General features: G+C 71.2%; 20 protein-coding genes and 3 tRNA genes. 15 read left to right on the plus strand and 8 right to left on the minus strand.

Translation table 11 applies throughout. The features are described 5' to 3' along the window. Positions 1–41 precede the first annotated feature (41 nt). A complete protein-coding gene (locus tag ACFWM2_RS02115; protein WP_383272026.1) occupies positions 42–830 on the minus strand; it encodes a VOC family protein in 789 nt (262 codons plus the stop codon). Between the two features lie 303 nt (positions 831–1,133). On the opposite strand from ACFWM2_RS02115, the gene ACFWM2_RS02120 reads away from it, so the two are divergent. The 5 genes from ACFWM2_RS02120 to ACFWM2_RS02140 all read left to right on the plus strand — a co-directional run bounded on the left by ACFWM2_RS02120 (position 1,134) and on the right by ACFWM2_RS02140 (position 3,256). Then, positions 1,134–1,379, plus strand: coding sequence for a WhiB family transcriptional regulator (locus tag ACFWM2_RS02120; RefSeq protein WP_383272028.1), 246 nt, complete (start codon positions 1,134–1,136; stop codon positions 1,377–1,379). A gap of 140 nt (positions 1,380–1,519) precedes the next feature. After that, positions 1,520–1,591 (plus strand) — tRNA-Ala (locus tag ACFWM2_RS02125). A 12-nt stretch (positions 1,592–1,603) separates the two neighbouring features. Next, positions 1,604–1,675, plus strand: a tRNA-Glu gene (locus ACFWM2_RS02130). 27 nt (positions 1,676–1,702) lie between these two features. Then, on the plus strand, positions 1,703–3,136 hold the full coding sequence (locus ACFWM2_RS02135) for an SDR family NAD(P)-dependent oxidoreductase (protein WP_383272030.1): 1,434 nt from the start codon (positions 1,703–1,705) through the stop codon (positions 3,134–3,136). A gap of 44 nt (positions 3,137–3,180) precedes the next feature. Continuing rightward, positions 3,181–3,256: transfer RNA gene (locus ACFWM2_RS02140), tRNA-Trp, on the plus strand. 487 nt (positions 3,257–3,743) lie between these two features. Here the strand turns inward: ACFWM2_RS02140 and ACFWM2_RS02145 are convergent. From ACFWM2_RS02145 to ACFWM2_RS02160, 4 genes are all read right to left on the minus strand, one after another. After that, positions 3,744–4,721, minus strand: coding sequence for an acyl-ACP desaturase (locus tag ACFWM2_RS02145; protein WP_383272032.1), 978 nt, complete (start codon positions 4,719–4,721; stop codon positions 3,744–3,746). A 188-nt stretch (positions 4,722–4,909) separates the two neighbouring features. After that, a complete protein-coding gene (gene ddaH / locus ACFWM2_RS02150) occupies positions 4,910–5,686 on the minus strand; it encodes a dimethylargininase (protein WP_383272034.1) in 777 nt (258 codons plus the stop codon). A gap of 132 nt (positions 5,687–5,818) precedes the next feature. After that, positions 5,819–8,074 carry an ATP-binding cassette domain-containing protein gene (locus ACFWM2_RS02155; protein WP_383272036.1) on the minus strand — a complete coding sequence of 752 codons (2,256 nt, stop codon included), beginning with the start codon at positions 8,072–8,074 and terminating at the stop codon, positions 5,819–5,821. A gap of 10 nt (positions 8,075–8,084) precedes the next feature. Beyond that, positions 8,085–9,719, minus strand: coding sequence for an ABC-F family ATP-binding cassette domain-containing protein (locus ACFWM2_RS02160; protein ID WP_383272038.1), 1,635 nt, complete (start codon positions 9,717–9,719; stop codon positions 8,085–8,087). A gap of 380 nt (positions 9,720–10,099) precedes the next feature. On the opposite strand from ACFWM2_RS02160, the gene ACFWM2_RS02165 reads away from it, so the two are divergent. Next, on the plus strand, positions 10,100–10,780 hold the full coding sequence (locus ACFWM2_RS02165) for a GPP34 family phosphoprotein (protein ID WP_383272040.1): 681 nt from the start codon (positions 10,100–10,102) through the stop codon (positions 10,778–10,780). Positions 10,781–10,910: 130 nt separating this feature from the next. Here ACFWM2_RS02165 and ACFWM2_RS02170 read toward each other — a convergent pair whose 3' ends face one another. Continuing rightward, positions 10,911–11,324 carry an SsgA family sporulation/cell division regulator gene (locus ACFWM2_RS02170; RefSeq protein WP_383272042.1) on the minus strand — a complete coding sequence of 138 codons (414 nt, stop codon included), beginning with the start codon at positions 11,322–11,324 and terminating at the stop codon, positions 10,911–10,913. A gap of 284 nt (positions 11,325–11,608) precedes the next feature. Between ACFWM2_RS02170 and ACFWM2_RS02175 the strand changes: the two genes are divergently transcribed. From ACFWM2_RS02175 to ACFWM2_RS02185, 3 genes are all read left to right on the plus strand, one after another. Further along, positions 11,609–12,661, plus strand: coding sequence for a WD40/YVTN/BNR-like repeat-containing protein (locus ACFWM2_RS02175; RefSeq protein WP_383272044.1), 1,053 nt, complete (start codon positions 11,609–11,611; stop codon positions 12,659–12,661). A gap of 111 nt (positions 12,662–12,772) precedes the next feature. Next, positions 12,773–13,096 carry a plasmid stabilization protein gene (locus tag ACFWM2_RS02180; RefSeq protein WP_383272046.1) on the plus strand — a complete coding sequence of 108 codons (324 nt, stop codon included), beginning with the start codon at positions 12,773–12,775 and terminating at the stop codon, positions 13,094–13,096. A gap of 174 nt (positions 13,097–13,270) precedes the next feature. Then, positions 13,271–13,960 carry an endonuclease V gene (locus ACFWM2_RS02185; protein WP_383272048.1) on the plus strand — a complete coding sequence of 230 codons (690 nt, stop codon included), beginning with the start codon at positions 13,271–13,273 and terminating at the stop codon, positions 13,958–13,960. A 62-nt stretch (positions 13,961–14,022) separates the two neighbouring features. On the opposite strand, the gene ACFWM2_RS02190 is transcribed toward ACFWM2_RS02185, so the two are convergent. Next, complete coding sequence (locus ACFWM2_RS02190) at positions 14,023–15,210, minus strand: saccharopine dehydrogenase family protein (RefSeq protein ID WP_383272050.1); 1,188 nt, start codon at positions 15,208–15,210, stop codon at positions 14,023–14,025. 91 nt (positions 15,211–15,301) lie between these two features. Between ACFWM2_RS02190 and ACFWM2_RS02195 the strand changes: the two genes are divergently transcribed. The 6 genes from ACFWM2_RS02195 (at position 15,302) to ACFWM2_RS02220 (ending at position 22,668) form a co-directional block, all read left to right on the plus strand. Then, positions 15,302–15,682 (plus strand): MmcQ/YjbR family DNA-binding protein, encoded by a 381-nt coding sequence (locus ACFWM2_RS02195; RefSeq protein WP_383274066.1) that lies wholly within the window; start codon positions 15,302–15,304, stop codon positions 15,680–15,682. Between the two features lie 207 nt (positions 15,683–15,889). After that, complete coding sequence (locus tag ACFWM2_RS02200) at positions 15,890–17,026, plus strand: CaiB/BaiF CoA transferase family protein (protein WP_383272052.1); 1,137 nt, start codon at positions 15,890–15,892, stop codon at positions 17,024–17,026. Then, positions 17,026–18,039 (plus strand): LLM class F420-dependent oxidoreductase, encoded by a 1,014-nt coding sequence (locus ACFWM2_RS02205; protein WP_383272054.1) that lies wholly within the window; start codon positions 17,026–17,028, stop codon positions 18,037–18,039. The genes ACFWM2_RS02200 and ACFWM2_RS02205 overlap by 1 nt, the downstream gene beginning before the upstream one ends. Before the next feature lie 14 nt (positions 18,040–18,053). Next, on the plus strand, positions 18,054–19,196 hold the full coding sequence (locus ACFWM2_RS02210; protein ID WP_383272056.1) for an acyl-CoA dehydrogenase family protein: 1,143 nt from the start codon (positions 18,054–18,056) through the stop codon (positions 19,194–19,196). A 20-nt stretch (positions 19,197–19,216) separates the two neighbouring features. After that, positions 19,217–20,431, plus strand: a complete 1,215-nt coding sequence (locus ACFWM2_RS02215) for an acetyl-CoA C-acetyltransferase (protein ID WP_383272058.1) — start codon at positions 19,217–19,219, stop codon at positions 20,429–20,431. A 47-nt stretch (positions 20,432–20,478) separates the two neighbouring features. Then, entirely contained in the window at positions 20,479–22,668 is a 2,190-nt protein-coding gene (locus ACFWM2_RS02220) for a 3-hydroxyacyl-CoA dehydrogenase NAD-binding domain-containing protein (protein ID WP_383272060.1), read from the plus strand. 161 nt (positions 22,669–22,829) lie between these two features. Here ACFWM2_RS02220 and ACFWM2_RS02225 read toward each other — a convergent pair whose 3' ends face one another. Continuing rightward, on the minus strand, positions 22,830–23,528 hold the full coding sequence (locus tag ACFWM2_RS02225; RefSeq protein WP_383272062.1) for a MerR family transcriptional regulator: 699 nt from the start codon (positions 23,526–23,528) through the stop codon (positions 22,830–22,832). Between the last annotated feature and the right edge of the window lie 162 nt (positions 23,529–23,690).

The following is a 23,690-nucleotide window of genomic DNA, read 5'->3' on the forward strand; positions in this document are numbered from 1 at the left end:
CTACTCGACGCTGCTGCGAAGCGTCGGCCCTGCGCCGCGCGTCAGCCGTGCGGCGCGCTCTTGATCACCGCGAAGCGCGCCCCGTACGGGTCGGCGAGCTTGGCCACACGTCCGACGCCCTCTGCGTCCGTGGCGGGCATCCGCACCGTGCCGCCCAGCTCCTGGGCCCTGCTGAGGACGGCGTCCGTGTCGGTGACCTCGAAGTACGGCAGCCAGTACGCCCCGGACTCGGCCTCCGTCGGGTCGTCGGCCAGCGGGACCAGGCCGCCGAACATGCCGTCGTCCCCCGTGCCGGCCGGGTTGATGCAGGTGTAGGTGCCGCCCGGGAACGCCACGCCCGAGGTGTCCCAGCCGAACACGGAGTGGTAGAACGCTGCGGCCGCGGCGATGTCCGGGGTGTAGAGCTCCGCCCAGCAGAGCGAGCCGGGGTCACCGGCGACGTCCAGACCCTTCAGCCGGGCCGGCTGCCAGACGCCGAACGGCACCCCCGCCTTGTCGGCGAGGATCGCCATGTGGCCCTCGCCCATCACGTCCATGGGCTGCATGAGAACCGTGCCCCCGGCGTGCTCGACGGCCTTGGCCGTGGCCTCCGCGTCCGGGCTCTGGAAGTACACGGTCCAGGAGGGCGGACCCTGCTCCGGAGTCGTCTGCATGCCGCCGGCCGCGGTCTTCCCGTCCAGCTGGAAGAAGCCGTAGCCGCCCGAGTCCGGGCCCGCGGACTGGAACTGCCAGCCGAACAGTGCGCCGTAGAAGGACTTGGCGCCGTCGATGTCGGGCGTGCCGACATCGATCCAGTTCGGGGCGCCGGTGACAAATCGGGTGGTGAGCATGATGTGCTCCTTCGAGGGGTCCCGTTGCCTGCACAGCCGAGTCTTGCACCGCCCACTGACAATCGCTCCCGACGCGCTACCGCACGCCTGTGGAATGCTCCGGTTACTTTCCGTGACGGTCGCATTTTCATGGATCGCCTCATGAGAAAGCACAGCGCCCACGTATTCCGCCCATCGGTTCAGCGCGCCGCCGTGCAACCGAGACCGGTGCGGAGCCATCATCGGGGGCCTGCCCGCGCCCATGAACGGCCGCGTTGATCCGGCATTGATCGAACGTTTTTCGCTGCCGGGCACGATCTCGCCATGCACATCAACACGATCATCGAGCCCGACATCGCCTGGCAGGAGGAGGCGTTGTGCGCGCAGACCGGTGCCGAGTTCTTCTTTCCCGAGCCGGGCAGTTCGGTGCGCGAGGCGAAGCGCATCTGCGGGATGTGCGAGATGCGCCCCGCCTGCCTCGAGTACGCGCTGAACAACGACGAGCGCTTCGGAGTCTGGGGCGGCCTCTCCGAGAAGGAGCGGCTCAGCCTCCGGCGCCTCCAGGAGTGAACGTCCCGTCGCCTCCAGGGAAGAGCGTCTCGTCACCTGCGGGAAAGAGCGTCCCGGTGTGTGCGGGAGCAGCCGGACGGAGTGCGCCGTAAATCGCTACGGCCGGGTGGACCCGCGTGGTTAAGATCCCGGGACGCACCCCGGGTGTAGCGCAGAGGCAGGCGCACCTCCACGGCATGGAGGACACGCCGGTTCGAATCCGGCTGCCCGGGGCAGCGCGTCGGGGTCCTGTAGAGCAGAGGCAGACTCGCCGCCTTCTCAGGGCGGATACGCCGGTTCGAATCCGGCCGGGACCCCGGCAAGGAACGGGCGGGCGGGGGCACATGAGCGAGCACGACGCGATCACCGAGGACGAACTGGCGGCCTTCCACCGTACGGTCGGGAAGCTCCGCGCGCTGTCCACCGACGACCCGGTGCGGCTGCGGGCCGAACAGGTCGCCGCGTCCTTCGCGCGCGACGGCCGGCTGCGCCGCCGCAAGGCGCGTGGGGCCGAACTGTCCGCGGCCGACGCGGCCGTGATGGCGGCGACGGCGACCGGCGCGCTCGACCGGCGCGAGGACGCACCGCTGTCCGCGCTGCCCGGGACCACCTCCGGCTCCGACGCCGGCTCCGGCTCGGTGGTGTTGGACTCCGGGAACCGTGCTGATCCGGGCCCGAGCCCTGACCTCGGCGTCACCGGCTCCGGCGGTGTCTTTCTCCGGCCGCGCACCTGCTACGTCTGCAAGACGCCCTATCGACAGGTCGATTCCTTCTACCACCGGCTGTGCCCTGACTGCGCGGCCGACAACACGGCCCGGCGCGCGCTGAGCACCGACCTCGGCGGCCGTCGCGTACTGCTCACCGGCGGCAGGGTCAAGATCGGCTTCCAGCTGGCACTGATGCTGCTGCGCGACGGTGCCGAACTCATCGTCACCAGCCGGTTTCCGCACGACACCGTGCGCCGTTTCCGCGCCGAGGCAGGCAGCGAGCGATGGCTGGACCGGCTGACCGTCCTCGCCGTCGACCTTCGCGACCCACGCCAAGTGCTCGGTCTGTGCGAGCAGTTGAAGCAGGCGGGCGAGCCGCTGGACATCCTCGTCAACAACGCGGCGCAGACCGTGCGACGGCCTCCGGAGTCGTACGCGCCCCTGGCGGCCGGGGAGCGCGGCGAGCTGCCCCAACGCGTGCGCACAGCGCCGGGGTTCACGCCGATGCGGGCGCTGGGGCGAGCCTCCTCGGCGCTGCCCGTGATGCTGCGTGAGGCCGACGAGGCGGGGCTGCTGCCCGACCCCTCCCCGGACAACTCCTGGTCGGCGCGGCTCGGCGAACTCGACCCCGCCGAGGTCCTGGAGACCCAGCTCGTCAACGCCGTCGCTCCGGCCCTGCTCTGCGACCGGCTGCTGCCGCTGCTGCTCGCCTCGCCCCACCCGCGTCGCTACGTGATCAATGTGACGGCGGTCGAGGGCCGGTTCGCCGTGCGCAACAAGATGGCCGGCCATCCGCACACCAACATGGCCAAGGCGGCGCTGAACATGCTGACCCGCACCAGCGCCGCCGAACTGGCCACGCGCGGCGTGCACATGTGCGCCGTCGACACGGGCTGGATCACGGACGAGAACCCCGCCCCGAAGAAGGAGCGCATGGCCGGCGCGGGGTTCCGTACGCCGCTGGACGTGGTGGACGGCGCGGCCCGTGTCTACGACCCCATCGTGCGGGGCGAGGCGGGCGCGCCGATGTCCGGGGTGTTCCTCAAGGACTACCGGGAGGCGGAGTGGTGAGCGGGCCGACGCCGGCGGGCCGGCGTACTACGCTCTGCTCCCAGGCGGGGTCGTAGCGCAGAGGCAGACGCGCCGGTCTCCAAAACCGGAACACGTTGGTTCGAATCCAACCGCCCCGCCCCCGAAAACGAGTGTGCCGCGCGACCGCTGACCGGCGGAATCACCGGCATGGTCGGCAGCGAGCAGCGAGCAGCGAGCAGCCGGCACCTCGCACCCCGCAGCACGAGGCCGAGAGACTACTGACCGTCCTCGACCCGCTCCCGTACCCCAGTGCATGCGCGAACTGGCCCTGGCAGTCAGGGAGATGGGCCCCGTTCAGCCGCTGCTGGAGGAGCCGGCGCGGCGCGGACCCCATGAGTGGGGCGTCGCCGTCAGCGCGGCGACTGTGTCTCGTGACGTGGACTGGATCACGACACGCATGGCCGACCCGGACGCGTTCGTCCGCAGGTATGGGCCGGTCGGCGGTCGTACGGGCTGGTTCGGGCCCCGGCGGGGCCAGTTGACAGCACTGCGCCGCCACCCGGTGGCCGACGTACAGGACGTGGCACTCGACCGGGAGGCGGCGCATGAGTGGAGCGGGGAGGCCCGATGCCGGGCCCCCTGGGGGTCAGCCGGCCGCGCGGGCGGCCATCCGGGCCTTGCGGGCCGCGAGCTTCTCGTCGAACTTCGAGGCCTCCGAGTTCAGGCCGTCCATGTAGAGGCCGAGCTCCTGCTGGGCCTTGAGGCCCTCGGGGCCGAGGCCCTCGATGTCCAGGACCTTGAGGTGGCGCAGCACCGGCTGCAGCACGTCGTCGTGGTGGATCCGCATGTTGTAGACCTCGCCGATGGCCATCTGCGCGGCGGCCCGCTCGAAGCCGGGCATGCCGTGACCGGGCATCCGGAAGTTGACGACGACATCGCGGACGGACTGCATCGTCAGGTCGGGGGCCAGCTCGAACGCGGCCTTCAGCAGGTTGCGGTAGAAGACCATGTGCAGGTTCTCGTCGGTCGCGATGCGCGCCAGCATGCGGTCGCAGACCGGGTCGCCCGACTGGTGGCCCGTGTTGCGGTGCGAGACGCGGGTGGCCAGCTCCTGGAAGGCGACGTACGCCACGGAGTGCAGCATCGAGTGCCGGTTGTCCGACTCGAAGCCCTCGCTCATGTGCTGCATGCGGAAGGCTTCCAGCTGGTCCGGGTCCACGGCGCGCGAGGCGAGCAGATAGTCGCGCATCACGATGCCGTGCCGGCCCTCCTCGGCGGTCCAGCGGTGCACCCAGGTGCCCCAGGCGCCGTCGCGGCCGAAGAGCGAGGCGATCTCGTGGTGGTAGCTGGGGAGGTTGTCCTCGGTGAGAAGATTGACCACCAGGGCGATCCGGCCGAGTTCGGTAACCTTGGACTGCTCCTTGTCCCAGGCCTCGCCGTCCTCGAACAGACCCGGGAAGTTCCGGGCGTCCGACCACGGCACGTACTCGTGCGGCATCCAGTCCTTCGCCACCTTCAGGTGGCGGTTGAGTTCCGTCTCGACCACTTCTTCCAGCGCATACAGCAGTCGAGCGTCGGTCCAGACAGTGGACGGGCTGCCGAGATGGGGAGAAGTGATCGTCACGGGGGCTCCAGGGGACGTGCGAGCAGAAGCGGGGGTGAACCTACGGCATCGTAGGCTACGTATCCGTAGGTTACGCCACCGTAGGTTAAGGGGGCCGTAAAGGCCGCTGATCAGCGGGATTCCCCTGGAGCGGCCGTCCACTCCCGGACGCGCAGGTCCAAGGGCCGGACAGGCGCTCAGTAGATCACTCAGGCATGCAGCTCCCGCAGTCGTACCGAGAGGCATGTCACACAGCCTTCCAGCTTCTCGAACTCGCTGATGTCGACGAGCACGGGCTCATGGCCGAGTTCGGAGAGCAGTTCCGCCGTCTTCGGCGCGCTCGCGGCCATGAGCAGCTTTTCGCCGCCCAGGAGTACCACGTGCGCGCCCGACTCCTCCGGTACGGGCAGGAAGCGCGGAAACAGCGACGGGGTGTCCACCAGGGGGATGTGGCCGAGGACCGTGCCGTCGGGCAGCGCGGTGACCGCGGACTTCAGGTGCAGCACCTTGCTCACGGGGACGGGGACGACCCGGGCGCCGAGCGGCTCGAAGGCCGCCCGCAGCTGCTGGACGCCGGCGGCGTTGGTCCGGCCGCCGCGGCCGACGTAGATCGTGTCGCCGACCTTGAGGATGTCGCCGCCGTCGAGGGTGCCGGGCTCCCAGACCCAGTTCACGGAGCAGCCGAGGCGGGCCACGGCCTCCTCCACGCCGGCGGTCTCACCGCGCCGGGCCTCGGCTCCCGGGCGCCCGATCAACGCGACGTTGCGGAAGACGACCACCGTGTCCTCGACGAACACCGAGTCCGGGCAGTCCTCGGCCGGGTCCACCTCGATGGTCTCCCAGCCGTGCGTGCGCAGGGCCTCCCCGTACGCCTCCCACTGCTCCACCGCCAGGTCGGCGTCGACCTCCGTGCGCTCGATGTGCGTGACCAGCCCCTCCGCGAGGCGCGGGCTGGGGCGGCGGACGAGGGCCTTCTTGCTGGGCACGTGCGGGTCTCCGAATCGGCAGGGTGTCTCGGCGCACATCATGCAGGGAGACCCGCGCGGACAAAAGCCCCCAGGATTCGGGGCCCCGCCCGGAGGGGTCCCCGCGGTGCCGGGGCGGGGCCCCGGGGGACGTCAGGCCACGGCCCTGCGCAGGTGCTCCGCCGTATACGAGTCGCGCGCCGCGAGCAGCTCCGCCGACGGCCCCTCGAAGATCACCCGGCCCCCGTCCCTGCCGCCTTCGGGCCCCAGGTCGATGATCCAGTCCGCGTGTGCGACGACGGCCGCGTTGTGCTCGACGACCACCACCGTGTTGCCGGTGTCCACCAGCCGGTCCAGCAGCGCGAGCAGCCCGTCGACGTCGGACATGTGCAGTCCGGTGGTCGGCTCGTCGAGCACGTACACCGCTCCCGTGCGATGCAGCCGCGTCGCGAGTTTGATGCGCTGACGCTCACCGCCGGAGAGCGTCGACAGGGGCTGACCGAGTTTCAGATACGTGAGCCCCACGTCCCGCAGGGCGCGCAGCCGCCGTCGTACACCTTCATCCGTGAAGACGCCCAGCGCCTGATCGGCCGTCATGTCCAGTACGTCGGCGATGGAGTTGCCGTCGACCGTGAGCCGCAGCACCTCGTCGCGGAAGCGCCGCCCCTCGCAGTCGTGGCACGTCGTGGTCACCGGGTCCATGAACGCGAGATCGGTGAAGAGGGCCCCGCGTCCCTCGCAAGTGCCGCATGCCCCTTCCGAGTTGAAGCTGAACAGCCCGGCCCCACGTCCGGTCCCGCGCGCGAAGAGCTTCCGTACGGTGTCCATGATCCCGAGGTACGTCGCCGGGGTGGAGCGTCCCGAGATCCCGATCGACGACTGGTCGACGACCACGGTCTCGGGGTGGGCCGCGGTGAAGACCTCGGAGACGAGCGTGCTCTTGCCCGAGCCCGCGACCCCGGTCACCACGGTCAGCACACCGGCGGGGAACTCCACCGTCACGTCCCGCAGATTGTGCAGATCCGCGCTCTTCACCCGGAGTCCGCCGGTCGCCGTCCGCGGCCGGCGCCTGACGGCGGTACCCCGACGCAGGCACCGGCCCGTCGGGGTGTCCGCGCGGGCCAGTTCCTCCGGTGTCCCCTCGAACACGACCCGTCCGCCGTCGGCCCCCGCGTGCGGCCCCATGTCGATGACGTGGTCGGCTAGGGCGATGACGTCCGGGTCGTGCTCCACCACCAGGACGGTGTTCCCCTTGTCGCGCAGCCGGAGCAGCAGATCACCGAGGCGGCCCACGTCACGCGGGTGCAGACCGACGCTGGGCTCGTCGAAGATGTACGTCATCCCGGTCAGGCTGGAGCCGAGGTGGCGCACCGTCCTGAGCCGCTGGCCCTCCCCGCCGGACAGCGTCGAGGTCTCCCGGTCGAGGCTGAGGTAGCCGAGCCCGATCGCGTCGATGCGTTCGAGCGCCGTCACGGCGGCCTCGGCGACGGGACCGGCCACCGGGTCTTCGATCCGCCGCAGTACCTCGATCAGGTCGCTGACCTGCATACGGGTGCAGTCCGCGATGGACAGTCCGCCGATCCGGGTCGCGAGTGCCGCCGCGTTGAGCCGTGCGCCCTGGCAGACCGGGCAGGTGCCCTCCACCAGGAAGCGCCGGACCAGGTCGCGGGTCCGCCGGCTCAGCGCCGACAGATCGCGGTGGAGATACAGCCGCTCGAACCGGTCGGCCAGCCCCTCGTAGTCGATGGCGCGCGAGCCTCCCGTGTTGTCCACGTGCACCGTCGCGCCGTGTCCGCGCAGCAGGAACTCCCGCTCGGCCGCGGTGAATTCGCCCACCGGCTTGTGGGTGTCCAGCGCGGTGGTGTGGGTGTACGTCTGCCCCTGCCAGGTCCCCGCGGCGAACGGCGGGAAGACGACCGCGCCGTCGGCCAGGGACCGGGCGGGGTCGAGCATGCGGGCCCAGTCGGGCCGGACCGCGCGCCCCAGGCCGTCGCACGCGGGGCACATGCCCGACGGGTCGTTGAACGAGTAGGCGCTCGCCCCTCCCGCGCTCGGTGTCCCGTGCCGGGAGAACAGCACGCGGATCACCGCGTAGATGTCCGTCATCGTGCCGACCGTCGACCGCGAGTGCCCGCCGAGCGGCCGTTGGTCGACGACGATCGCGGGCGAGAGGCCGTCGACGGAGTCGATGCGCGGCCGCTCGTACTTGGGCAGCCGGTTGCGGACGAACGAGGTGAAGGTCTCGTTCAGCTGGCGCTGCGACTCGACCGCGATGGTGTCGAACACGACCGACGACTTCCCCGATCCCGAAACGCCGGTGAAGACCGTGAGCAGGCCTTTCGGGATACGGAGACTGACGTCCTTGAGGTTGTTCTCCCGGGCTCCGTCAAGGGTGATGAACGAGTGCATACCGTCGAAGCTAATCGGGATACCCGACAGCTTCTGTCGTGATTTCCTTCAGTTCTCCTCCTTCCATCAGCAGCCCGCGCGTAATGCCGATCGACTCGAGGAACGGCATGTCGTGGCTGGCCACGATCAGTGCGCCCTCGTACGACTCCAGGGCCGAGGTGAGCTGCCGGACGCTCGCCATGTCGAGGTTGTTCGTGGGCTCGTCCAGCATCAGGAGCTGGGGTGCGGGCTCCGCCAGCATCAGCGCCGCGAGCGCGGCCCGGAAGCGTTCGCCGCCGGACAGCGTGGCCGCGAGCTGGTCGGCCCGGGCGCCCTTGAACAGGAAGCGGGCCAGCCGCGCCCGGATCCGGTTGTTGGTGGCGGCGGGCGCGAAGCGGGCCACGTTCTCGGCGACGGTCAGCTCGTCGTCGAGGACGTCGAGCCGCTGCGGCAGAAAGCGCAGCGGCACCTGGGCCCGTGCCTCGCCGGAGACGGGCTCCAGCTCGGCGGCGATCGTCCGCAGCAGCGTGGTCTTGCCCGCGCCGTTGCGCCCGATCAGCGCGACCCGCTCGGGCCCGCGCAGCTCGAACGACCCGTCCACGCGCGCGCCGTACTTCAACTCCAGCTTCTCCAGGGCGAGTACGGTGCGGCCCGGCGGTACGGCCGTGTGCGGCAGGTCGACCCGGATCTCGTCCTCGTCGCGTACGGCCAGGGCCGCCTCGTCGAGACGCTCCTTCGCCCCGGCGAGCCGCTCCTCGTGCATGATGCGGTGCTTGCCCGCGGACTCCTGTGCCGCGCGCTTGCGTGCCCCCATGACGATCTTCGGTTCCCGCTTCTGGTCCCACATCTTCTGGCCGTACCTCTTGCGGCGGGCCAACTTGACCTGTGCGTCGACCAGTTCGCGCTTCTGCTTCTTCAGATCGGACTCGGCGACGCGCATCATCCGCTCCGCCGCCTCCTGCTCGCCGGCCAGCGCCTCCTCGTACGCCGAGAAGTTGCCGCCGTACCAGGTGACCTCTCCGGAGTGCAGATCGGCGATCTGGTCGACCAGGTCGAGGAGTTCGCGGTCGTGGCTGACCACGACCATCACTCCGGACCAGGCCTCCACCGCCGCGTACAGCCGCTGACGGGCGTACAGGTCGAGGTTGTTGGTCGGTTCGTCCAGGAGGAGCACGTCGGGCCGGCGCAGCAGCAGCGCGGCCAGCCGCAGCAGGACCGACTCGCCGCCCGAGACCTCGCCGATGGTGCGGTCGAGGCCGATGTGGCCGAGCCCGAGTTCGCCGAGCATCGCCTCGGCGCGTTCCTCCACGTCCCAGTCGTCGCCGACGGCCGTGAAGTGCTCCTCGGACACGTCACCCGCCTCGATGGCGTGCAACGCGGCCCGGGTGGCGGCGATGCCGAGCGCCTCGTCGACCCGCAGGGCGGTGTCGAGCGTGACGCTCTGCGGCAGATGGCCGACCTCGCCCGCGATCCGGACCGTGCCGTCGGACGGGGTGAGTTCGCCGGCGATCAGCTTCAACAGGGTTGACTTTCCTGATCCGTTGACGCCGACCAGCCCGGTCCTGCCGGGGCCGAAGGCGACCTGGAGGTCGTCGAAGACGGCGGTGCCGTCGGGCCAGGTGAAGGAGAGGGACGTACAGGTGATGGAGGGAGGGAAAGTAGACATGAGACCTCGCGGTTGCCGGAGCGGTCGTGGGAACGCATGGAGAACACCGCGAGGTGACGACGGTCCGGGAGCGGGGTACAAGAAAGGCCCCATGCCGGGAGGACGGCTCATATGCCGAGGTCGCACGCTGCGCACACGGACGCCAGAGGGAACTGGCTGCGTGTGACGCGGTGTCTCAGGACCTCAGACGAGCAACGTCCTTCTCCAATCGACGGCAACAGGACCGCTGTACAGCGTAGGAGGGGGCTTGAGGGCTGTCAACGGAATTGAAGCGGGGTACGGACCGGCCGGCAGGACGCGGGCGCGACGCCCGGGTCGACGCGGGACGTGCCCCGACCGCCTACGGTGGGCTGCGCCCCCGACGACGTGAAGGAGACCCCTTGCCCGACGGCTCGCTCTCGCTGCCCGCCCGCCTCTATCTGCTGGCCTGGGACACCACCAAACTGAAGGTCACCGGCGGTACCCACCTGCACCATCTGGTCCGCGCCGGCGCGCTCACGGAACTGGCTCAGCGGGGCCTGCTCAAGGACGTGGACGGCATCGCCACACCGGCCGACGCCGACGGCCGTACCGGCGATCTCGTCCTGGACGGCCTGCTGGAACTCGTCGAGGAATCCCGGCCGCGCAAGTGGAAGACGTGGGTGACGCTGCGGGCCCGGGTCACCCTCGACGCCGTCCGCGCGCAACTGGCGGCCGACGGATATCTGCGCGCCGAGAAGAAGCGGGTGTTCGGGGTCTTCCCGTCCGTGGACTACGTCCTGGCGCGGGTGCCGGTGGTGGAGGCGCTGCGCGAGGAGGCACGGCAGGTGCTGGCGGGACCGCTGCCCGTCTCGGCGGTCGGCGACCGTGACGCGGCGCTGGTCGCGCTCGCCGCCGCGGCCGAGCTGCGCACCTTCGTGTCGGGCAAGGAGCGCAAGCAGTACAAGGACCGCATCGCGGAGCTGACGGAGCGCAGTGGCGCGGCGGCACCCGCGCTGAAGAAGGTCATCCAGGAGGTCCGTACGGCGATGATCGTCGCGGTCACGGCTGCGTCGTCCGCCGGGGCGTCCACGGGCGGTTGAGGCACCCACCGCATCGCGCGGGCACGGGGGTCGGACAGGCGCGCGCCATCGTCCGCCGAGCGGCGCGGGAGCTGCTGAGCGCGGGGACTCGCGGATGCGTCGGCCGACGGGATCGACTACGCCGGGCTGATCACGCTTCCCGCATCAGCTCCGCGAGGTCGTGGTCCAGATCGAGCTGGAGGTGTTCGAGACCGAGGGGCACCAGCTCCGTCGTACGTTCCAGGAAGGCACGCAGCTCGCCCGACCGGATGTGCACCACGGCGGTGCCCTCGGGGGCGTGGAACTCCAGGACGGTGCGGTCGTAGCCGTACGGGCGCACGCGTACGTCGCCGTGTCCCTCCGCCTGGTCCATGCCGGCCACGAGGAGCTCGCGCGCGAAGGTCCAGCAGACCTCCACCCCTTCGAGCGTCGACGGGGCGGGGAAGGTCATACGGACGGCAAACGGATCGCTCCGGTCGTAATGGAGCTTGGCGGGAATGCTCGGCATCCGCGGCGCGGCGGCGACGAGGCGGGCCTCTACGGGCTGCTCGATGACGATGGACAACGCCTTGCTCCCTTGTGACGACTGGACGGACTCCGGGTGGATGAGACCTGGCACTTGAAGAGACGATGGAATGAGTCAATCCGTGCACATGAGTTTCTAGTGACCTCTGTCACCGAGTTCATTCGGTGGGGTGATCCATTTCTCATCGCGTCGTCTCCGGTCACCCGGAAGGACACTCGTCGCGCTCCAGGGGTTCCCGCGGAACGCCATCTGGACGGGACCGGGGGAGTGGGCTAGCTTCGCCCGCCATGAGGGGCTTGGGGAAGTCGAGACGTACGAGTCGGATGGTCACCGTGGGACTGTGCGTGGCGGCGCTCGCCGCCGCGACGACGGCACCCGCGGCGGCCGACCGCGCGGAGCGGCCCCGGCCGCACTGGCAGCTCAAGGACAGCGGCACGGACGTACGCTTCCGCGGCCTGTCGGCGGTCGGCCGGGACACGGCCTGGGTGGCCGGATCCAAGGGCACCGTCCTGCGCACCACCGACGGGGGTGCGCGCTGGCGAAACGTCTCGCCGCCGGACGCTGCCGACCTGGAGTTCCGCGACATCGAGGCGTTCGACGCCCGCCGTGCCGTGGTCCTGGCCATCGGCGAGGGCGAGGCGTCCCGGGTCTTCCGCACGGACGACGGGGGAGCGACCTGGACCGAGTCCTTCCGCAACACCGACGCGAAGGCCTTCTACGACTGCCTCACCTTCTTCGACCCGCGCCACGGCCTGGCGATGAGCGACCCCGTCGACGGCAAGTTCCGCATGCTGTCGACCAGTGACGGCGGCCGGTCCTGGAAGGTGCTGCCGAGCGAGGGCATGCCGGCGGCGCAGGAGGGCGAGGCGGGCTTCGCCGCCGGCGGGCAGTGTCTGGTGGCCGCGGGGTCGCACGACGTGTGGCTGGCGACCGGCGGGGGTGCACGCGCGCGTGTGCTGCACTCCGATGACCGCGGGCTGACCTGGCAGGCCGCCGAGTCGCCGATCCCGGCCGGCGATCCGGCGCGCGGCGTGTTCGCCGTCGCGTTCCGGGACCGCATCCACGGCCTAGCGGTCGGCGGCGACTACCGGGCCGACCAGCCGTCACCCCGGGCGGCGGCGGTCACCCGCGACGGCGGCCGCACCTGGACGCCGTCCGCCCAGCCCCCGCCCGCCTACCGCTCCGGCGTGAGCTGGCTCCCGCACAGCCGCTCCGCCGCCCTCGCGGTCGGCCCCACCGGCACCGACCTGACCACCGACGGCGGCCGCACCTGGCGCACCGTCGACACCGGCTCGTACGACACCGTGGACTGCGCGGCCGACTTCGGCTGCTGGGCCTCCGGCGAAAAGGGCCGGGTGGCACGGCTGGAGCGCTGAGCCGTCGCTCGCCATGCGGCAAGCCGGTGGTCGTGTTTGCGTGGGGACGGGGTACCCGCCCGGATGACGAGGGCGGTACCCGTCCCACGTGACGAAAGGAAGTGAGCCGTCATGCCTCGTGGCTCGAGCCCCAAGCGGGAACGCCAGTACGAGCACATCAAGGAGAGCGCGCAGGACCGCGGGGAGAGCAAGGGGCGCGCCGAGGAGATCGCCGCGCGCACCGTGAACAAGGAACGCGCCCGCTCCGGCGAGTCGAAGACCGCGAGCCGCACCTCCACCAAGGACATGTCGTCCGGCAAGCGCGGCGGTCAGCGCTCCCATCAGGGCTCCCAGGGACCGACCTACGACCAGCTCTACGAGGAGGCCAAGCGGCGCAACATCCACGGCCGCTCGGACATGAACAAGCAGCAACTGCAGCGCGCTCTGGGCAAGTAGCCGCGCGCCTCGGATTCGTGGCGCGTCCGGTCGGTCCGGCGCGTTCGCGATCCCCCGTGACGGCGAGGACGACACCGCCGTCACGGGGGATCTTCCTGCCGCGGCAGGCGTCCGCCGGCGCGAGGCATCTCGCCGACCGTCTCCGACGGCCCGCCCCGTACGCTCGTCACCACCATGACGACCGTAGGCATCCCCGCGGGCTGGCCCGCCACCGAAGAGCAAGCGCGCGCCGTGCAGGACGAGTTGCGGGGGCGGGTGGTGCGCGGGGAGCCCGGACCGCTGCCCGGGACCGGCCGGGTGACCGGCGTCGACGTCGCGTACGACGACGAGCGGGACCTGGTGGTGGCCGCGGCCGTGGTGCTGGACGCGGCGACCTTCGACGTGGTCGCCGAGGCCACCGCCGTCGGCCAGGTCTCCTTCCCGTACGTCCCCGGACTCCTCGCCTTCCGTGAGATCCCGACGGTCCTCGCCGCGCTCGACGCCCTGCCCTGCGCGCCCGGCCTCGTCGTCTGCGACGGCTACGGCCTGGCCCACCCCCGCCGGTTCGGCCTCGCCAGCCACCTCGGCGTGCTCACCGGGCTCCCCACGATCGGCGTCGCCAAGAACCCGTTCACCTTCTCGTACGACGACCCGGGCGCCCGGCGCGGCAGCGCGTCCCCGCTGCTCGCGGGCGACGAGGAGGTCGGCCGCGCCCTGCGCACCCGGGACGGCACCAAGCCGGTGTTCGTCTCCGTCGGCCACCGGGTGAGCCTCGACACCGCCTGCGCGCACACCCTCGCGCTCACTCCGCAATTCCGTCTCCCGGAATCGACGCGGCGCGCGGACTCCCTGTGCCGGCGGGCCCTGAAGGAGACGGCTTCCTGACGGCTGCCGTCCTCGTCCGGGACACCCGCGGCCGGGCGGCGAGCGGGCCCGGCCGGTCGGTGTCAGCGCGTGGCGGCGACCCGGAACACGATGCCCGCCGCGCGCAGACGTTCCGTCAGCGCGTCACCCATGGCCACCACCGTCGTGACCTGCCCGGCCGTCTCCGGCAGCGCGTCGAAGGCGAGCGACAGCGCCGACTCGGCGAGTATCTTCGCGGTCTCGCCGTAACCCGGGTCGCCCCCCGAGACCTCCGTGAACACACGACGCCCGCCGCCCTCGCCCACGAACCGCACCGAGAACCAGCTCTTCGCGCGCCGCTCCTCGCTCGGGCCCTCGCCCGGCTTGATCCGGTCGGACAGCCAGCGCCGCGCGGGCGGCAGCTGGGCCGCCGCGAAGACCGCGCCGATCGCGGCGACCGAGCCCACGGCGACGGGCAGATGCTCGACCGCCGCGTAGTGCCGGTAGCGGAAGTCGGGCCCGTACCGCTCCAGGGCCCGCGCGGAACGCTGCACCACCTGCGGGTCGATCGTGGGCAGCGGCAGGGCCCACGCCCCGACCTCCTTGGCGAAACGGGGCGCGCTCGGCGGCGCGGAGGCCCGCCGGCCCACCTGGCGCGGCTCGTGCCGCCGGCGGTCACGGGCGGCGGCCAGGATGTGCCGGCCCCGGGCGAACTGGTTGAGCGCGGAGGCGAACGTGCCGCCGGAGAACATCGCCTGCGCCCGGACGAATCCGTCGACCGTCAGCGGTACCCCCTCGGGCAGCTGCCGCACGGTGAAGTACGCGCCCAGGTCGTGCGGGACCGAGTCGAAACCGCAGGCGTGCACGAGCCGCGCCCCGGTCTCCCGCGCGCGTGCGTCGTGCCGGACGTACATCAGGTCCACGAACTCGGGCTCGCCGGTGAGGTCCACATAGTCGGTACCGGCGTCCGCGCAGGCGGCCACCAGCTCCTCGCCGTAGGTGAGGTACGGGCCGACCGTGGTGGCCACCACGCGCGCGTTCCCGGCGAGTTCGCGCAGCGAGGCCGGGTCGGACACATCGGCGTGGAGCACGCCGATCTCCGAGGCCGCCGATGCGCCGGCCAGCCGCTCCCGCAGAAGCTCCAGCTTCTTCGTGCTGCGCCCCGCGATCGCCCAGCGCAGCCCCTCGGGCGCATGCGCGGCGAGATACTCCGCGGTGAGCGTCCCCACGAAGCCCGTGGCTCCGAAGAGCACGATGTCGTACGCGCGATCCGCCTTGCCCTGCCTGGTCATGACACCTCTCAGCCGTCCGTCCCGCGCCGTTGTCGGTGGCTGAGGCTAGCGTGAGGTACGAGCAGCCGGACGAGGAGGTCGGAGGGTGGCCGTGGCCGTGCCGAAGAACGCCCTGAAAAAGTGGGAGAAGGTGCGCGGGTTCGCCCTCGGTCTGCCGGGCGCCGTCGAGGAGTTCCCCTGGGGCGAGTCCGTCGCGAAGGTCAACAAGAAGGTGTTCGTCTTCCTCGGCGTCGACGACGGCAGTTACCCGCTGGGCATCACGGTGAAGCTCAAGGACGAGGCGGCGCACGCCCACGCCCTCACCTCCCCGGGCGCGGTGCCCGCGGGGTACGGCCTGGGCAAGGCCGGCTGGGTGCGCATACCCCTGGCGGAGCCGGATGCCCCGGCCGCGGAGCTGCTGTGCGACTGGGTCGAGGAGAGCTACCGGACGATCGCCCCGAAGAGGCTGGCCGGTGAGCTGGACGCCGGCTGACGAGGCTGGTTCGCGGAGTCGGACGCCCGCTGACGAGGCCGGTCGCGCCGCTGGATCCCGGCTGACCCGACCCGTTTTCGCCCGGTCCGGCGTGATCCGTCACGCGGAATTTAACTAAGCGCTTGCTCGTGCAGGGCTTGCCCGGAGTGGAACACGTTCTTAACATCGTTGATGTCACATCAGTGGTGTCACAGTGCTGGGGGCTCGATGACAGTGCCAGGGACGGCAGAACACGGCCCGCTGGCCGGGGTGCGCGTGGTCGAGCTGGCGGGCATCGGTCCCGGACCGTTCGCCGCCATGCTCCTCGCCGACCTCGGCGCGGACGTCGTCCGCGTGGACCGGCCCGGCGGCGCCGGCCTCGCGATCGATCCGCGGTACGACGTCACCAACCGCAACAAACGCTCGGTCCTCATCGACCTGAAGGCGCCCGACGGGCCGTCCCGCGTCCTCGACCTGGTCGAGCGCGCGGACATCCTCGTCGAGGGCTATCGCCCCGGCGTCGCCGAGCGCCTCGGTGTGGGGCCCGAGAGCTGCCACGCCCGCAACCCCGGGCTCGTCTACGGGCGCATGACCGGCTGGGGCCAGGACGGCCCGCTCGCCCCCCGCGCCGGGCACGACATCGCCTACATCGCGCTGACCGGCACCCTCGGCATGATCGGCAAGCCGGACGAGCCGCCCACCGCCCCCGCGAACCTCGTCGGGGACTACGCGGGCGGCTCGCTCTACCTCGTCGTCGGCGTCCTCGCCGCCCTCCACCACGCGCGCGCCACGGGCGCCGGCCAGGTGGTGGACGCGGCCATCGTCGACGGCGCCTCGCATCTCGCCGCGATGATCCACGGCATGATGGCCGCCGGCGGCTGGCAGGACCGGCGAGGCGCCAACCTGCTGGACGGCGGCTGCCCGTTCTACGGGACGTACGAGACCGCGGACGGGCAGTACATGGCCGTGGGCGCCCTGGAGCAGCAGTTCTACGACGAGTTCGTGGATCTGCTCGGCATCGCGGACCAGGCGCCGGACCGCAAGGACGTGACCCGCTGGGGCGAGCTGCGGGAGACGGTCGCCGCCCGTTTCAGGACCCGTACGCGCGAGGAGTGGACCGCAGTCTTCGAGGGCTCCGACGCGTGCGTGGCGCCCGTCCTGTCGCTGCGCGAGGCCCCCGCCCATCCGCATCTCGCCGCCCGCGGCACCTTCACCGACCACGGCGGCATCACCCAGCCCGCCCCCGCTCCCCGCTTCTCCCGCACGCCCACCTCCGTCCGCGGCGGCCCCGCCCAGCCGGGCGCCGACACCGCGGACGTGGCCCGCGACTGGGACGTACCCCATCTCATGAAGGACGCCGACTGATGGAGCTCTCCCTCCCGCTCGACTACGCGGGCGACCCCCGGCAGGCCGCCGACGACGTCGCCGCCCTGGAGGCCGCGGGTCTGGACGCCGTCTGGGTCGCCGAGGCCTACGGCTTCGACTCGCCCACGATCATGGGCTATCTCGCCGCCCGCACCGAGCGCTTGAAGATCGGCGCCGGGATCCTCAACGTCTACTCGCGCACCCCCGCCCTCATCGCGCAGACCGCCGCCGGGCTCGACGCCGTCTCCGGTGGCCGTGCCCTCATCGGCCTCGGCGCCTCGGGCCCCCAGGTCGTCGAGGGCTGGCACGGAAGGGCGTACGACAAGCCGATCGGCCGCACCCGCGAGGCGATCGAGCTGACCCGCCGGATCCTGCGCCGCGAGACCATCGACCACCACGGCATCACCGACATGCCCCGCCCCGGCGGCCTGGGCAAACCCCTGAAGATCCTCGCCAGGCCGGTGCGCGCGGAAGTGCCCCTGTACGTCGCCTCGTTGGGGCCCGCCAACGTCCGTATGACCGCCGAGGTCGCCGACGGCTGGCTGCCCACGCTCTACATCCCGGAGAAGGCCCGCGAGGTGTGGGGGACCCCGCTCGCGGAGGGCGCCGCACGCCGGGACCCGGCCCTCGGACCCCTGCAGACCGTGGCCGGCGGGCTGCTCGCCATCGGCGAGGACGCATCGGCCCTGCGCGACCTCGCGCGCCCCAGAATCGCCCTCTACGTAGGAGGCATGGGAGCGCCGGGCAAGAACTTCTACAACGACCTCGCGGTGGCGTACGGCTACGAGAAGGAGGCCCGGCTCATCCAGGAGCTGTACCTCGCCGGGAAGAAGCGGGAGGCCGAGGCCGCCGTACCGGACGAGTTCTGCGAGCTCATATCGCTCTGCGGGCCCGCGAGTTACGTCCGCGAGCGCGTGGAGGCGTTCCGGGATTCGGGCGTCACGATGCTGAACGTCACGCCCGTCGGCCCGGAGCCGGCCAAGTTGATCGAGACCGTCAAGAGCTGGCTCTAGGGGGCTGGGGAGCAATGAAGCGGCAGATCTTCACCGCCGAGCACGACGCGTTCCGCGAGACCGTCCGCACCTTCCTCGCCAAGGAGGTGCTGCCGTACTACGAGCAGTGGGAGAAGGACGGCATCGTCTCCCGGGACGCCTGGCGGGCGGCCGGGAAGCAGGGGCTGCTCGGGCTCGCCGTACCGGAGGAGTACGGGGGCGGCGGCAACGCCGACTTCCGCTACAGCGCCGTTCTCGCCGAGGAGTTCACGCGCGCGGGCGTATCGGGGCTCGCCGTCGGACTGCACAACGACATCATCGGGCCGTATCTGACGGGTCTCGCCACCGAGGAGCAGAAGCGGCGCTGGCTGCCCGGGTTCTGCGACGGCACGCTGATCACGGCGATCGCCATGACCGAGCCGGGCGCGGGATCCGACCTCCAGGGCATCAGGACGCATGCCGAGGACCGGGGCGACCACTGGCTGCTCAACGGCTCCAAGACCTTCATCTCCAACGGCATCCTCGCCGACCTCGTGATCGTCGTCGCGAGGACGACACCCGAGGGCGGCGCGAAGGGCCTGTCCCTGCTGGTCGTCGAGCGGGGCACGGAGGGCTTCGAGCGCGGCCGCAACCTCGACAAGATCGGCCAGAAGGCGCAGGACACCGCGGAGTTGTTCTTCCACGACGTCCGGGTGCCCAAGGAGAACCTCCTCGGTGAGCTCGACGGCGCCTTCCTGCACCTGATGACGAACCTCGCGCAGGAGCGCATGGGCATCGCCGTCGCCGGGATCGCCGCGGCCGAGTACCTGCTGGAGATCACCACCCAGTACGTGAAGGAGCGCGAGGCCTTCGGACGGCCGCTGTCCAAGCTCCAGCACATCCGCTTCGAGATAGCGGAGATGGCGACCGAGTGCGCCGTCACCCGGACGTTCCTCGACCGCTGCATCGTCGATCACTCGAACGGGGAACTCGACGCCGTACACGCCTCGATGGCCAAGTGGTGGGCCACCGAGCTGCAGAAGCGCGTTGCGGACCGCTGTCTCCAACTGCACGGGGGCTACGGCTACATGACCGAATACCGGGTCGCCAAGGCCTTCACCGACGGACGCATCCAGACCATCTACGGCGGGACGACCGAGATCATGAAGGAGATCATCGGCCGTTCCCTGCTCGGCTAACCCTCCCGAAAGGCTTACCAGTGAGCACCGAAGCGTACGTGTACGACGCGATCCGCACCCCGCGCGGCCGCGGAAAGGCGAACGGCGCCCTGCACGGCACCAAGCCCATCGACCTGGTCGTCGGTCTCATCCACGAGATCCAGCACCGCTTCCCGGGACTCGACCCGGCCGCGATCGACGACATCGTGCTCGGAGTCGTCGGCCCTGTCGGCGACCAGGGCTCCGACATCGCCCGCATCGCCGCGATCGCGGCCGGACTGCCCGACACGGTCGCCGGTGTCCAGGAGAACCGCTTCTGTGCCTCCGGCCTCGAAGCCGTCAACCTCGCCGCCATGAAGGTCCGTTCCGGCTGGGAGGACCTGGTTCTCGCGGGCGGTGTCGAGTCGATGTCCCGGGTGCCGATGGCCTCGGACGGCGGCGCCTGGTTCGCCGACCCGATGACCAACCTGGCCACCAACTTCGCGCCGCAGGGCATCGGCGCCGACCTCATCGCCACCATCGAGGGCTTCACGCGCCGCGATGTCGACGAGTACGCGGCCCTCTCGCAGGAGCGCGCCGCCGCGGCCTGGAAGGACGGCCGTTTCGACCGGTCCGTCGTCCCTGTGAAGGACCGCAGCGGACTCGTCGTCCTCGACCACGACGAGCACCTGCGCCCCGGCACCACCGCCGACTCGCTCGGCAGGCTCAAGCCGTCCTTCGCCGACATCGGCGACCTGGGCGGCTTCGACGCCGTGGCGCTGCAGAAGTACCACTGGATCGAGGCGATCGACCACGTCCACCACGCGGGCAACTCGTCCGGCATCGTGGACGGCGCGTCCCTCGTCGCCGTCGGCTCGAAGGAGGTCGGCGAGCGCTACGGCCTCACCCCGCGCGCCCGGATCGTCTCCGCGGCCGTCTCCGGCTCCGAGCCCACCATCATGCTCACCGGCCCCGCGCCCGCGACCCGCAAGGCGCTCGCCAAGGCCGGCCTGACCATCGACGACATCGACCTCGTCGAGATCAACGAAGCCTTCGCCGCGGTCGTCCTGCGCTTCGCACGGGACATGGGCCTGTCCCTGGACAAGGTCAACGTCAACGGCGGCGCCATCGCACTGGGCCACCCGCTCGGCGCCACCGGCGCGATGATCCTGGGCACCCTCGTCGACGAACTGGAGCGCCAGGACAAGCAGTACGGCCTCGCCACGCTCTGCGTCGGCGGCGGCATGGGCATCGCCACCATCGTCGAGCGCCTGTAACTCCCCAGCGGACCACCAGACTTCAACGGAGACCGGAGACCCTCCCCATGACCGAGAGCACCACCATCCGCTGGGAACAGGACGAGACCGGCGTCGTCACGCTCGTCCTCGACGACCCCAACCAGTCCGCCAACACCATGAACCAGGCCTTCCGGGACTCGATCGCGGCGGTCGCCGAGCGCGCCGAGGCCGAGAAGGACTCCATCCGCGGCTTCATCTACACCTCCGCCAAGAAGACCTTCTTCGCCGGCGGCGACCTCAAGGACATGATCCAGGTCGGTCCGGAGAACGCCCAGCAGGTCTTCGACACCAGTACGGCCATGAAGTCCGCGCTGCGCCGCATCGAGACCCTCGGCAAGCCGGTCGTCGCCGCCATCAACGGCGCGGCCCTGGGCGGCGGTTACGAGATCGCCCTCGCCTCCCACCACCGCGTCGCGCTGGATGCGCCCGGCTCCAAGATCGGTCTGCCCGAGGTCACGCTCGGCCTGCTGCCCGCCGGCGGCGGCGTGACCCGCACGGTGCGGCTCATGGGCATCGCGGACGCGCTCCTCAAGGTGCTGCTCCAGGGCACCCAGTACTCTCCGCGGCGCGCCCTGGACAGCGGTCTCGTCCACGAACTCGCCGCCACCCCCGAGGAGATGCTCGCCAAGGCGCGTGACTTCATCGACGCCAACCCCGAGTCGCAGCAGCCGTGGGACAAGCCCGGCTACCGGATCCCGGGCGGCACGCCGTCGAACCCGAAGTTCGCCGCCAACCTGCCCGCCTTCCCGGCCAACCTGAAGAAGCAGCTGAACGGCGCCCCCTACCCCGCGCCGCGCAACATCCTCGCGGCGGCCGTCGAGGGCTCGCAGGTCGACTTCGAGACCGCGCTGGTCATCGAGGCGCGCTACTTCACCGAGCTGGTCACCGGACAGATCGCCAAGAACATGATCCAGGCGTTCTTCTTCGACCTCCAGGCGGTCAACTCGGGCGCCAACCGGCCCCAGGGCGTCGAGCCGCGCCCGGTCCGCAGGGTCGCCGTCCTCGGCGCCGGGATGATGGGCGCCGGCATCGCCTATTCGTGCGCCCGCGCGGGCATCGACGTGGTCCTCAAGGACGTGTCCGCCGAGGCGGCGGCCAAGGGCAGGAACTACTCCGAGAAGCTCTGTGCGAAGGCCGTCTCCCGGGGCCGTACGACCCAGGAGAAGGCGGACGCGCTGCTCGCCCGCATCACCGCGACCGCGGACCCCCAGGACGTGGCCGGCTGCGACGCCGTGATCGAGGCCGTCTTCGAGGACACCTCCCTCAAACACAAGGTGTTCCAGGAGATCCAGGGGATCGTCGAGCCGGACGCGCTGCTGTGCTCCAACACCTCGACCCTGCCCATCACCGCGCTCGCCGAGGGCGTGGAGCGGCAGGCCGACTTCATCGGCCTGCACTTCTTCTCGCCCGTCGACAAGATGCCGCTCGTCGAGATCATCAAGGGGGAGCGCACCGGGGACGAGGCGCTGGCCCGCGCCTTCGACCTGGTCCGCCAGATCAACAAGACCCCGATCGTCGTCAACGACTCCCGCGGGTTCTTCACCTCGCGCGTCATCGGGCAGTTCATCAACGAGGGCGTCGCGATGGTCGGCGAGGGCATCGAGCCCGCGTCGGTCGAGCAGGCGGCCGCGCAGGCGGGCTACCCGGCCAAGGTGCTCTCCCTGATGGACGAGCTGACGCTCACCCTGCCGCGCAAGATCCGCAAGGAGTCCCAGCAGGCCGTGGAGGAGGCCGGCGGCACCTGGGAGACGCACCCGGCCGAGGCGGTCATCGACCGCTTGGTCGACGAGTTCGGCCGCACCGGGCGCAGCGGCGGCGCGGGCTTCTACGAGTACGGGGAGGACGGCAAGCGCGGCAAGCTGTGGCCGGGACTGCGCGAGCACTTCACCAAGCCGGGCCACGAGATCCCCTTCGAGGACATGCAGGAGCGCATGCTCTTCTCCGAGTCGCTGGACACGGTCCGGCTGCTGGAGGAGGGCGTCCTGACGTCCGTGGCCGACGCCAACATCGGGTCCGTCCTGGGCATCGGCTTCCCGGGCTGGACGGGCGGTGTGCTGCAGTACATCAACGGGTACGAGGGGGACGCCGGGGTCGGCCCGGCCGGATTCGTGGCACGCGCGCGTGAACTCGCCGAGCGCTACGGGGACCGGTTCCTGCCCCCCGCGCTGCTCGTCGAGAAGGCGGAGAACGGCGAGAAGTTCAGCGACGCGCGCTGAAGTCGGCCCGTCGCCGGCGGTGCGCCGCTCGTGCTCCTGGGTGTGCGGGGACCGGACGAACCGGTTCCCGCACACCCGCGCCGCGTGAGGGATCGCCGTACGGGTCCCGGGTGGCGCGTGCCCCTGTACGACGTGAAAGGGCAGCGCCCCGGGAGACCGGCTCAGGACTCCTTGAGCCACTCCCGCAACTCCTCCTTGAGCGAGCGTTGAAACGTGGTGAGCAGCGCCTGCACCACCAGCGGCTGCATGTGCGCGGAGAGGGACTTGACCGCCGCGACGGAGTTCCGTTCGCCGACCGCTTCGCGCAGCAGCGTGGACAACTCGTGTGCCGCCGCCCGCGAGTGCTCCAGCAGGACGGTGCGAGCCGCCAGGACCGCCTCGTGCGCGATCGGTACGTCGAGGAGCTGAACGCCGAGCCGCAGCAGCCCCGGGTCCACCCGGAAGGTATCGGCCTCGCGAGTCACGACGTCCATCGCGACGAGCCGGTCCACCTCCTCCTCGGTCAGCGGGCGTCCGGCCCTGCGCTCCAGCTCTCCGCGCGTCACCGCCTCCGCCGCGTCGGGCGCCCAGGAGGCCACCACGGCACGGTGCAGCGCGAGGTCCTGGGCGCTCAGGTCCGACGGCAGCTGCTGCAGATGGCGCTCGATCGCGGCCAGCGTCATGCCCTGGTGCTGGAGTTCCTCGATGAGCGCGAGCCGGGCCAGATGCGCCTCGCTGTAGTGCCCCACCCGCCGGGGGCCGATCACGGGCGGCGGAAGCAGGCCCTTGGTGCTGTAGAAGCGGACCGTACGGACCGTGACACCCGCCCGCGCGGCCAGTTCGTCGACCGTGAGCGCCGGCTCCTCGGTGTCCGTCGTCATGGCAGTCCCTCGCCTCTCCGGTGGTGCGGTGATCCCGGTGAAACAGTATTGCTGTCTCACCAGTGTTGTGAAAGGCAGCCACCCCGGGTACGCGCGTCGGACGACCCCCGCCGCAGGACGGCCGGGTGATCCGGCCGCACCCCCAGCACGCCGTCGGGTGCT

The organism is Streptomyces sp. NPDC058371 (genome assembly GCF_042723265.1).
In the GTDB taxonomy this organism is placed as follows: Bacteria; Actinomycetota; Actinomycetes; order Streptomycetales; family Streptomycetaceae; genus Streptomyces.